The sequence below is a fragment of the Embleya sp. NPDC008237 genome (genome assembly GCF_042956465.1).
Lineage (GTDB): Bacteria > Actinomycetota > Actinomycetes > Streptomycetales > Streptomycetaceae > Embleya.
In genome coordinates this window covers 42,453-54,366 of sequence record NZ_JBIBGL010000034.1, presented here as the reverse complement: position 1 = coordinate 54,366, position 11,914 = coordinate 42,453, and the positions used below count along the sequence as shown (strand labels likewise).

5 protein-coding genes are annotated in these 11,914 nt (G+C 70.0%); 2 read left to right on the top strand and 3 right to left on the bottom strand.

Translation table 11 applies throughout. The features are described from left to right. Positions 1 to 57 precede the first annotated feature (57 nt). The 3 genes from ACFZBU_RS46145 to ACFZBU_RS46135 are packed head-to-tail and all read right to left on the bottom strand — an operon-like array spanning position 58 to position 1,616. On the bottom strand, positions 58 to 384 hold the full coding sequence (locus ACFZBU_RS46145; RefSeq protein ID WP_391589833.1) for a hypothetical protein: 327 nt from the start codon (positions 382 to 384) through the stop codon (positions 58 to 60). A 52-nt stretch (positions 385 to 436) separates the two neighbouring features. Beyond that, a complete protein-coding gene (locus ACFZBU_RS46140) occupies positions 437 to 748 on the bottom strand; it encodes a hypothetical protein (protein WP_391589832.1) in 312 nt (103 codons plus the stop codon). Positions 749 to 800: 52 nt separating this feature from the next. Beyond that, the gene (locus tag ACFZBU_RS46135; RefSeq protein ID WP_391589831.1) at positions 801 to 1,616 is read right to left on the bottom strand and encodes a hypothetical protein; all 816 of its coding nucleotides are present in this window, start codon (positions 1,614 to 1,616) and stop codon (positions 801 to 803) included. A 193-nt stretch (positions 1,617 to 1,809) separates the two neighbouring features. Between ACFZBU_RS46135 and ACFZBU_RS46130 the strand changes: the two genes are divergently transcribed. Further along, positions 1,810 to 9,330 carry a hypothetical protein gene (locus tag ACFZBU_RS46130; protein WP_391589830.1) on the top strand — a complete coding sequence of 2,507 codons (7,521 nt, stop codon included), beginning with the start codon at positions 1,810 to 1,812 and terminating at the stop codon, positions 9,328 to 9,330. Then, positions 9,327 to 11,903: a right-handed parallel beta-helix repeat-containing protein gene (locus ACFZBU_RS46125; RefSeq protein ID WP_391589829.1), complete on the top strand. Its 2,577-nt coding sequence runs from the start codon at positions 9,327 to 9,329 to the stop codon at positions 11,901 to 11,903. The genes ACFZBU_RS46130 and ACFZBU_RS46125 overlap by 4 nt, the downstream gene beginning before the upstream one ends. Positions 11,904 to 11,914 lie beyond the last annotated feature (11 nt).

Here is an 11,914-nt window from a genome sequence, read left to right as displayed (position 1 = left end):
GCGGGCGGTTCCGCGGTTGCCGCGGGCACTGCGGAGAATCGGGATTCGGCGGTCGGCTCAGACGTTGTGCGGAGCCGGCGGCTTGACGTCCTCGCCGTCCAGGCTCCGCAAATTGTTCACGACGACCTGGAAGGTGTCACTGAACTGCTTGATCGAAACCATCGCCTTGTCGAGCGAGTTGGTCAGCTCGTCATAGGACTGGGTCATCTGCGGGCTGGTCTTCCGCAGATAAAGGCCACCGTCGGGATTCAGCAATGCCGTCACGGTGGTGCGCAGCGCCTTCAAGGAAGTCTGCGTGTTCGCTGCGCTTTGCACCATGTCGTCGGAGACCAGCTGGACCTCCGCGATATTGACGTCGACATCCGTACCCAGGGGTGTGGTCATGTCAATCCGTTTCGGGGTGGAGGGGTCGGGGTGGGTGGTGTGCCGGAATCGATTACGCGGACTTCTGGAGTGCCGCCTTCATCGATTCGTCGAGCTTTCGCGCCGCCTCGACAATCTTGTCGAATTGGCCGGAGAAAGTGGCGATGGTCAGGATCGCCTTTTTCAAATCCTCGCTCAGCGTCTTGTACTTGGTGTTGAGTTCTTCGCTGCTGAGCTTGAGCCAGAGGCCGGATCCGGGCTTCAGCAATCCGTCCACCTTGGCCTGGAGTCGATTGATGTCCAGGGTGGCCGCCTCGGATACCCGCTTCATTTCGAGCTGGGCGGTATGGACCTGGTCATAGGTGATTTTGAAATCGCTGGGCATGAGAACTCCTTCGCGGGCGGGTGGTACTGCTTCGGGAAACGATCCGCGGGCGCTACCTTCGGCTGCGCCCGCCACCGCCTCCGCCGCCGACCGGTGGGCGGTCGGGCGCCTCCTTGACGACCTTGGTCCACTCGGCCTTCGGGTCGTTGACGTCCGGGGTGGTGTAGACCGTCGTGCCCTCCTTGTCGGTGACCGTCTTGGTGCCCCGGCCCGAGCCGTCGACCGTGACCTTTTCCGTGGTCACCGAGCCGTCGCGGCCGGTGGTGACGGTGTCGTAGGCACCGTTGGCGCCGTAGGTGGTGTGCTCGGTGTAGGTGGTGCCGTGGTCGGTGATGGTCACCGTCTGCTCGGTGACGTTGTAGGCGCCGTCGACCTTGACCGTGACGTCGGTGGTGACGCCGTACTTGTCGGTGTGCGTGTAGTGCAGAGGTGGCTCGGCGCTCGGCTGCGGGGGCGCCGTCTCCCCTTCCTTGGGCTTTCCGTCCGGATGGGTCTTGAGCCATTCCTCCCAGGTCTTCTTCTGTTCCAGCCAGTGATTCAACGGATTACGGCCGGGCGTCGCGGCAAATTGCGCGGCGACACCGTCGTCCCATGCCTCGGCGCCGTCCGCGACATAGCCGAGGAGTTTGGAAAGGGCCTCCAGGCCCTCGACGGCCTTGCCCATCGGAAACGACCAGGTCGTATAGAACGAGCCGAGCGGAGCGGCCACTCCACCGATGTCCTTTGCCGGAACGGTACCGTGCTGCCCGGGCACTCCGGAACCGTGGGTGCGGAACTTCGACGCGTCGTCCTTGAAGGTATTGGCGAGCACCGTCAACGCTCCGGCCATTTTGCGAAGCTCGGTGTAATCCAGGGAGATATCGGGCAAAGGGAACTCCATTCGACGGCTCTTCGCGAGCTGTGCGGCCCGAACACTGGCGCCGCGTCTCATCATCGGCCAAGATTGCCGGAGAATAAAGAGCCGCACCCACAACGGTGCCGATATCCGTGCCGCGCGAGTGCGACATCCACCACGCGAGCAGCGACATCCGACGCGTACGAACCGCCGCCCGGAGGGCCCCATGCCACGCAATGTCGATACCACGACGTTGAAAAAGCTGGGATACACGACGGACCCTACGCCGGGTGACCCGACCTCGATCACGGATGCCTCGCTATATCTGGCCGCGTTGACCAAGAAAGCCGCCGACGCCTCCGCGAAACTTGCCGGGCTGGTCCAGGAGGGCCCGAAAGCGCCGCTGATGGGCGAGGCGGCCGGCGAGCTGCGCGCGCACGTCAAGGACCAGCTCAAGCTGTTCGTGGACAAGCTGGCCCAGGCCACCCAGCTCGCGAGCACCGCGCTGTCCACCTACGCGACGGACCTGGCGGCTGCTCAGCAAAAGGCCCAGGAGGCGCTGGACGCGGCGGCCCCGCTGCCGGAGAACGACCCGGGCCTGGCCGCGGCCAAGGCGACCATGGCCGCGGCGCGCACGATGTATCTGGACGCGGTGGAGAAGGCCCGCAAGTCGCTGGCGTCGGCCACCGCGCTCAAGACGAGTCCCAAGACGGTGGCCGAGGAGTTCTGGGACTTCTTCAAGATCTTCACGATCGTGCTGACCGTGCTCGGCGTGCTGTTCGGCGGCCCGCTGGGCCTGCTGGCGTTCGGCGCCAACCTGGTCGTGCTGGGCAAGACCATCGCCGACTTCGCCCGGGGCAAGGCCACCGGCCTGGAACTGTTCCTGAACATCCTGGGCGTGCTTTTCCCCTCCACCAAGGCGCTGTTGCCCGCGTTGCTCAGCGGCCTGAAGAACCTCCTGGTGGGCCTCGGCAAGGGCGCGGTCAACCTGTTCAAGGGCGCCGGCGACCTGTTGTCGCTGCTGGGCACCGGGCTCAAGGGATTCAACCTGGCCGGCTGGAGGTTCGCGCTCGCGTACGCGAGCCTGCTCACCGGCACGCTGGTCTTCAAGGGCGGCGCGCTGGTCGGCAAGCTGCTCGTGCTGCCGTTCAAGGCGATCGTCTGGACGGGCAAGACCGCCTGGGCGGTGGGCAAGAAGGGCTTCGGCGAGCTCAAGGGCTGGGGCTCGCTGGGCATCATCCTGCCCGTGGCCGGTGACGAGATCGCCAAACTGGGTCTGTCCCGGGCGCTGAGGATCGGCTTCTGGGAGCGCGGTGTCCTGGGCAGCCAGAAGGACTTCATCCGCGCGTCGCTGGGTGTACCGCCGGCGGCGGCGGGCGGCGCGGGCAAGCTCGGCGGCCACGGCCTGGACCGGGTACCGGGCCTGACCGGCAAGGATCTCGCCGCGTTCAACGGCCATCCCAACCTTGCGATCGGCGCCTTCGACCCGGGCGGCGTGGCCCGGGCGGGGAGTTCGTTCGACACCGCCGTGTTCGTCCCGGCCGCGAGCGGCCTGTACACCCCACACTACGGGCTCGGCGTGTACACCTTCGACCACACCCTGCTCGGGCACGAGGGCCTGCAATCGCTCGGCGGCACCGTCGGTCACGTGGCCACCCCGAACACGCAGTGGAACTCGCTGCACGATGTGCTCAATCAGGCGACCGGCGGGATGTCCGCGCTGCACGGCCTGAACATGGGCGCCGTCTCGCCGCACATGATCGGCAGCGCGGTGGAGGGCAGCCAGTCGTTCGCGAAGAGTGCGATCGGGCTGGGCGACGAGGTACGGACGACCTCGCTCCCGGAGATCCGCCGGCTGACCCACGGCGACACCACGCTGACCAGCGTCGGTTCGGAGCGCTTCGTGGCCGCGGCTCCCGACCCGCTCGCGAACAAGACGCCGCTGCCGACCTCCACGCACTCCCCGGGCCTGTCCAACCCGGTGTCCGCGCCCGGCGCGCCGACGTCGGTACACCCGCCGACGGCGCTCACCGAGGGCGCGGGCTCGCGTCCTCCGGCCGGCACCTCGCCGTCCACCGCGCCGGTCGGTGGAGCCGCGGCCAAGGTGGACGTGTTCGACCTGCTGGCGCCCGCACCCGGCCGGGTCGGGTCGACGCCGCCGCCGACCCCGCCTGCGGGCCCGGGTGGTTCGGGGGTGTCCGCCCTGCACCAGGGCAAGGCCTTCGACCTGTTGGCGGGCGGGTCACGAAGCGCGGAGCAGGTCCCCGCCGTGTCCGCCCGGTTCACCCCGGTCGACCTCGCGGGCGGCAACACCGCCGCCCTGCGCCCGGATCTGGCGGGTGGTCAGGGCGCGACGGACACCGTGTCGGCGCTCGTCGGCGAGAAGATCCCACTGCGCCCCGGCCCGCCCCGGGTCGATCCCACGCTCGCTCCGCCTACCTCGCCCCCGCCCACCGTCGGCGTCGGGCATACGTCGCCACCGCCGAACGCGTTGGCCGACTTCGGCGCCGAGCAGCGCAGCCTCGTCGCGAAGGTGCTCGACGATGTTGCCACCGGACCCGGTCCAGGGGGCAAGTCCACGACACCGCAGCCCGGTTCGCGTATCGAGGCGTGGCACGACTACTCCCGGGCCAAACAGGCCTTCGATCAGGCGGCCGCGGCCGAGCAGGCGCTGCGGGTCCGGCAGTTCACCGGCGACACCAGCAGTGGCATGGTGCGCGCCGAGTCGATGATCGCCACCGCGAGCCGGGCCAACGCCGCGCTCGCGCTGGCGGATGCCGCGGCGGCGTTGAAGGCATGGGGCGTGGATCCGGCGGTCGCGGCACCGGCGATCGCCGACGCGCTGGCCGAACTGCCCGGTCTGCGCGGCGGGATGCGGCCGGCGACGGGCGGTCCGGACGTGCGACCGCGCACGACCGAGTCCTGGCGCCACCCCGAACGGGCGGCCCGGGCCGACGAGTCCGTCATCGTCCGGTTCGAGGGCCCCGACGGCATGGACCATTTCGAGATCCACGGGCCGGTGGGCACGACGGGCACGCGGACCCTGCGGTACGACGGCCATCGCCTCCCCGACGGCACCTACCAGGTCTTCGACGGGCCCGCGCACGCCGACAGCGCGTTCCAGGTCTGGGCGGACACCGACGGCACCATCCTCAAGCGCGGTGAACTGCGGGCCGACGGGCACACGTTCCGGGTCACCGATGTCGAGGGGGGCAACTTCCAGCTCTGGAGCGGGCGCGACGCCCACGGCAACCACCGCGTCCTCGCCGATGCCCGGCGCCTGGACAACGGGCACTTCAAGGTCTTCGACGGCCCGGAGCGGCCGGGGGCGGGGTTCCAGATCTGGCAGGACCCGTACGGCACCTCCATCCTGAGCGCCTACCCCGGCCCGAACGGCACCTTCCACGTGCACTACGGCCCCGCGGGTCATTCGGACGACTTCAGGATCTGGGGGCCGGAGGGGGCCGACGGCGTCCACCCCGTGCTCGGCGATGCCCACCGACTCCCCGACCGCACCTGGGAGGTCCGGGACCTGCCGGGGCGCGCACCCGACGACTTCCAGGTCTGGGGAGCACGCGGCGCGGACGGCGCGCACCCGGTGCTCCAGGACGTGTACGCACGCGGCGACGGCACCTTCCGGGTCCACGACGGTCCCCGGTTCGGACCGACCCAGGATTTCCGGATCCGGGACGCTCAGGGCAATATCACCAAAACGGGCAGGTATCGGGCCGAGACCGCGGACTTCATGGTCACCGACGTCGGGGACCGGCACTTCCAGGTCTGGGACACCACCGGAGCCGTCCTCAGGACCGGCGAGCACCTTCCCGGCACCGACACCTTCAAGGTCACCGGCGCCGGCGGAGACGACTTCCAGATCTGGGGGCCGGCGGATGCGCACGGAGCACACCCGGTGCTCAACGACGCCCGATCCCTCGGGGACGGCACCTGGCGGACGGTCGACGGTCCGTCGACCGGCCCCACCCAGGACTTCCGCATCCGGGACGCCGGCGGCACCGTGCTCAAGACCGGCGAATACCGACCCCTCACCGGTGACTTCAAGGTCACCGGACCCGGCGGGAGCGACTTCGAGATCTGGGGGCCGCGAACCGAAGGTGGCACCCACCCGGTGCTCGGAGTGGCCGAGTCCCTCGGCGATGGCACCTTCCGGGTGGTCGAGGCCCCACGAACCGGGCCCACGCAGGACTTTCGGATCTGGAACGCCGAGGGCACGGTCCTCAAGAACGCCGAATACCGGCCCGGTACGAACGACTTCAGGGTGGCCGAGCCCGGCAGCGCCGACTACGAGATCTGGGGACCACGCCCGTCGGACGGCGGCCCCCACCAGGTGCTCTACGACGCCCGCGCACTTCCCGACGGCACCCACCAGGTGTACTCCCGGCCGCGCACCGGACCGGAGCAGGACTTTCGGATCTGGGACCACGACGGCGTTCCGATCAAGGTCGGCACCCGGATACCGGGCAGTGCGCGATTCCGGGTCACCGGCGTCGGTGACGAGGTCGGGGACTTCCAGATCTGGGGGCCCCGGGAGGGGAACCCCCGGGCCGTGCTCGCCGATGCCCGCCGACTGGACGACGGACGGTATCAGGTCTTCGACGACGCGCCCTGGGCCGCGGAGCGCAACTTCGAGGTGTGGGCGGACGACGCCTTCAGGTTCGACCGCGACGGTGGCGTGCACGGCAGGCGGGTCACCCACGTCGGCGAGTATCAGCCGTCGAGCGGCGAGTTCAAGGTCACCGACCGGATGCGCAACACGTGGGAGCAGTGGGACAGCCCCGACCTGCTCCGGCACCGGCTCGTCGAGTACCCGCTCGACGGCCCGATCGCCGGTGTCACCCGCCGGATCGACCACGAGAACCTCACCTGGCACGACAAGCGCCCGGCGAACGACGTGGTCGGCCACGACCTGGGCTGGGAGCACATGCCGTTCCGCAAGGGCACGGTGGAGAAGTGGCCGGCCGGCCCCGACGGCGCGGACAACGGCATCCGTCGACTGGTCGACGGCGACGGAACCCCCGTCTACACCCGGGACCCGTCGAGCAACGCGGGCGGCGGCTGGATCGAGGGCTCGCGGGATCACCGGGGCAAGTGGAAGTGGGTGGAGAAGACCGCCGACAGTCGCCCGATCGCCTCCGGCAGCCGCTACGTCCGCTGGGACAACACCTCGTACGACGTGATCGACGGTGTCTTCGAACTCAATGCCCGGCACCTGTTCGGTGGGAAGGTGCGCGACTTCTTCCCCCAACTGGACGGCGGCATCCTGATCAGTGAGAAGTCCGCCGCCGGGGACTGGAATTGGCAGAAGTGGGGTTCGGACGGCGCGCTTCAGGCCAAGGGCAGACTCGACTTCCGGTTCAGCCGGGACTTCGGCTTCAAGGCCCGGGTCACCCACGTCGCCGACGGCACCGGCGGGGTGTTGCGGAACGTCGCCGACAGCGGATTGGTCGCCTTCGAACGATTCGCACCGATTCGCGGCGGCCTGGGGAGGAAGTTCTTCTCGGCACCCGACAAGGCCCGGGGCACCAGGCAGTACACGTTCGAGCCGAACGCGCAGCCCGCGGAGCAGTTCAGGCACTACATCGAACGCAACTACGTCAACGAGGAGGTCGCGACCTTCTCGAAGTTCGGCGACGACGAGTTCAAGGCACGCCGAATTTGGCAACAGCGCTTCGACGTGCCGTTCTTCCCCGGCAAGCCGGACTTCCCCGGGGCGTTCTTCACCGGCGACGACCGACTCTTCCGGCACTGGGAGGTCTCGAGGAAGGCCGGCGCCGACGGCACGGAGACGATCGAGCGTTCGGTGCGTTTCCAGCGCTTGGACGGCACGTGGCAGGACTTCGACGCGAACGGCGCACTGCTGCGCGAGAGCCGGGTGCTCCTGGACGGTCGCAAGATCGAGTTCACCGCCGGCACGCCGGGTGGAAACGGAACCTGGCGGGAGGTCGGCGGCACCGGGACCGGAGTCCGCGAATTCGGGGCGGACCACCGCTGGACCGACTTCGAGACCGTGCCGGGCTCCGAGCAGCGCATCGTGGTCCGCGAAGTCGTGGACGGCAGGGGCACGGTGCGCGAGTACGCGGCCGGTCCGGGATCGAACGGGTCGTGGGTGGACCGCAACCGGTTCGGCCAGATCGTCGAACGCCGCGACGCGCTCGAAGGCGGGGGCTTTCGGCACGCGAGGATGCACGACAAGCCCGACGGCCTCTTCACGTGGCATCGACAGGACGCCGACGGTGTCGCCCTGCCCGGCGCCGAGAACACCGGCCGGCGCACCACCAACCGCGGCGGTGCGCAGATGTGGGGCGAGGGATTCGACGACGGGTTCAAGGACTTCGCCCGGATCGAGGGCCGGGACGTGCTGGTGTACGAGCGCAAGATGCTCGACGACGGCCGGGTCGCCGTGATCGAACGCGACGGTACCGGCGGCTACACGACCACGGTCAAGAACCGTGCCGGCGACACCGTGCCGCATCCCGGCGGGCACACGGTGCATCACGTCGAAGCGGGCGGCAAGTTCTGGCGTGACGAGATCACGGTGGGCGCGACCACACACACCGTCCGCGAGGGACGCGGCGACGCGATCCGCGAGTACCACGTCGACGCGGACGGCCTCCCGAACCGCCGACACTGGGACGACTTCCGCAACGGCACGAAGATCCGCTCGTTCGAGCCGATCACCCATGAGGGAACCGTGGTCGGCTATCTGGAGAAGGACCTCGCCTACCTCCAACAGCGTCTGTACGACGCGAGCGACAACGTCGTGGTCCACCAGGGCTTCTCCACCAAGATCTTCGAGAAGTTGCCGGCCGCCGAAACGGGTGTGCTCAACCGCGTCAAGTCCTGGGCACACCCGGACAAGCTCGGCGCGACCGGCGTGGACTCGCGGTTCAAGCTCGTCGGGCGCGCGGTGGATCACCACGGTGCGCCGAACGAGTTCCGCGGCTACAACCGCGGCCTCGCGGACACCAACCGACGGCACTGGGGTGCGCCCGACGCGGCGACCGGCACCAGGGAATGGACCTTCGAGCAGAAGGTGTGGACCAAGGTCGGCATGGAGTTCATGCAGGACTTCGGCTTCTCGGTGCTGGCCGGCATGATCACCGAACTGATCAACGACAAGGAGATCTCCGGATCCGACTGGGGACGGATCTTCCTCAACTCGGCGGTCTCCGCGAGCTTCGCCGGACTGATGGCCCGGCTGCACGAACTCAAGTTCCGGCCCGGCTCGTTCTCCCCCAAGCAGTTCAAGGACGGGCTCACCGCCAACGACTTCGGCAAGCCGTTCAACACCAACCCCTACTTCGGCGACAACTGGAAGACCGACTGGGTCAACTTCGACACCGCGCTGCGCTGGCGCTCGGGCCTGTACAAGTTCGGCCTGGGACTGGCGGTCAACCCGCTCGTGGCGTTCGTCAACGGCTCGATCAACGCCGCGGTGTTCGGCGACAGGAACGGCGTCAAGCACTACGGCCTGGACGCCCTCGCGTTCGGCGGTGTGGCGGCGCTGGGCTCGCTGGCCACCGGCGCGTTCGGCCCCGGCGCGCTGAAGTTCGGCCTCGACTCGTACCTGGCGGGCCGATTCTGGCGCAAGGCCGGACTCCTGGACCTGGGCATCAAGTTCGGCGAGAAGCTCATCGACGCGCAACTCAACAAGCTCTTCCAGAACTGGCTCGGGTTGAACGACAAGTACCTCTACCACCCCACACCCGAGAACGGACGACAGCCGTGAGTGTGTTCGGCAACCGCGGTGGCATCCGCGGCAATCGCGGCGACCGCGCCCACCGGGGTGCCGATCCGCACCACACGATCGCCGACCTGATCCGGGCCGCGCCCGACGGCGGCCGCGTGCTGCTGGCGCCCGGCGACTACCGCGAACACATCGTGCTCGACCGTGGCGTCGTCCTGGTCGCCGAACACGGGCCCGGCAGCGTGCGCCTGACGGGGGCTCGGGACGTCGCGCTGACCGTCTGCGGTGGCGGCCGGGCAGGCGTCGAGGGCGTCGTCCTGATCGCCGCCGACGCGGAGGCGCCCGCCGTACGGGTCACCGGCCCGGCCGAGGTCGCCTTCGACGAGTGCCGGATCGTGGGCGGCCGACTGGAGATCGTCGACGCCGCCCGGGTACGGCTGACGGGCTGCCGAATATCCGGCGCCGCGGTGGCGGGGGTGTCCGTATCCGGCGAGGCGCGGCTGGCCATGACCGGCTGCCGGGTGCTCGCGGTGGACGGCCCGGGCGTGCTGTCGGCCGGCTCGGCCACGGTCACCCTGGCGGATTCGGTGATCGGCGAGGCCGTGGTCGGGCTGGGCGTGCGGGACACCGCGGCCGTCCGGGTGCGCGGCTGCGCGTTCCTGGACTGCGCGCACAACGCGGTGCTGGCCGAGGACGCATCGACGGTCGACCTGGAGGGGTGCCGCTGCGCCGACAGCGGCGAGGACGCGGTGCTCGTGCGCGGCGCCGCGCGGCTGATCGTGCGCGGCAGCGCGATCGAGCGCGCGGGCGCCTCCGGGCTGGCCGCGATCGGCCGGGCCTCCGCGAGCGTGTCGGACTGCCGGATCGTCGCCGCCACGCTCAGCGGCCTGGTCGCCGACGAGGAGTGCCACCTGGACGTGGTCGGCGGAGTGATCCGCTCCGCCGGCGCCAACGGCGTCTTCGCGCGCGGCTCGGCCCGGGTCGGCCTGGACGGCGTCGCCATCGCGGACACCGCGTTCACCGCGGTGCACCTGGACGAGCACGCACACGGCGAACTCGCCGCGACCGTGCTGGGCCCCACGCCCGAGCACGGTCTGTGCCTGGCGGGCGCGGCCGTCGTGGTGGCGGACGGGCTGCTGGTGCGCAGCGCCGAAATGACCGGCATGCATCTCGGCGGCACCGGCAGCGCACGGCTGACCGGGTCCGCGGCGCATCGTTGTGGCACCGGACTGCGGCTGGAGCGTGACCTGGACGCCGAGGTCGAGGACTGCGCGTTCGGCACCACCGAGCGGGCCGGCATCGAGGTGGGTCCCGGCGCCCGGCCCACGCTGCGCCGGGTCCGGGTGGTTCGGGCCGGGACCGCCGGGGTGGTCGTACACGAGGGTGCGGCGCCCGGCTTCGAGGACTGTGTGGTGACCGACAGCGCGGGCTCGGCGATGGTGGTGTGGACCGACGCGGACCCGGTGGTCCGCGGCGCGATCCTCACCGGCGCGGGCAAGAACGGCATCTACCTCAAGGGCGGCGCCAAGGGCGAGTTCACCGGGTGCGTGGTGGGCGGGTCTGCCTATCCGGCGGTGTATGTGGCCGCCGGGGCCGCGCCGACGCTGCGCGACTGCGCCTTCCGGGACTGTCCGAGCGATGCGACCCTGGAGAATCCGGACGACAAGGCGGCGGTGTTCGCGGACTGCGTGGCGCGCGGGGTCGTGGACACCGTGGTCTCCGGGCGAACCGCGCCGGCGCCGGCGGGCACCGAGTCCGCCGCCCCGGGCGATTCGGGTGCCCCGCCTGCGGACCTGGGCACGCTGCTGGCCGAACTCGACGAACTGGTCGGGCTCGCCCGGGTCAAGCACGACGTGGCCACGCTGGTGCAGTTGATGCAACTGGTCCGGCGCCGCGAGGAGGCCGGGCTGACCCCGCCGCCGCTGAGCCGGCACCTGGTGTTCGCGGGCAACCCGGGCACCGGCAAGACCACGGTGGCCCGGCTGTACGGCCGAATCCTGGCCGCACTCGGGATGTTGACGCGCGGTCACCTCGTGGAGGCCGATCGCGGTTCGCTGGTCGGCGAGTACGTCGGACACACCGCGCCGCGCACCACCGCGGTGTTCCGCAAGGCGCTCGGCGGCGTGTTGTTCATCGACGAGGCATATTCGCTCACCGCGGCCGGTGGCGGCGACTTCGGCCAGGAGGCGATCGCGACGCTGGTCAAGTTGATGGAGGACCACCGCGACGACGTGGTCGTGATCGTCGCCGGCTACCCGGACGAGATGCACCGCTTCATCGACTCCAACCCCGGGCTGGACTCGCGCTTCAACCGCACCGTCGTCTTCGAGGACTACGCCTCCACCGACCTGGTCCGGATCGTGGAACACCAGGCCGCGGCCTACGAGTACACGCTGGACGAGTCCGCGCGGGCGGGCCTGTTGGCCTACTTCGAATCGGTCCCGCGCGACCGGCGGTTCGGCAACGGGCGTTCCGCGCGGCAGGCCTTCCAGGAGATGACCGAGCGACATGCCCGGCGGATCTCCGCGATGACCGAGGTGACCCCGGAGGATCTGGTCTCGTTGCGGGCTCCCGACCTTCCCGATCTCGTTCCGGCCGCCCCCGATCAGGCGTGAGCGGCCGAACC

Coding starts and splice junctions, on each gene's coding strand:
- ACFZBU_RS46145 (WP_391589833.1), bottom strand. CDS start 384: ATGACCACACCCCTGGGTACGGATGTCGACGTCAATATCGCGGAGGTC.
- ACFZBU_RS46140 (WP_391589832.1), bottom strand. CDS start 748: ATGCCCAGCGATTTCAAAATCACCTATGACCAGGTCCATACCGCCCAG.
- ACFZBU_RS46130 (WP_391589830.1), top strand. CDS start 1,810: ATGCCACGCAATGTCGATACCACGACGTTGAAAAAGCTGGGATACACG.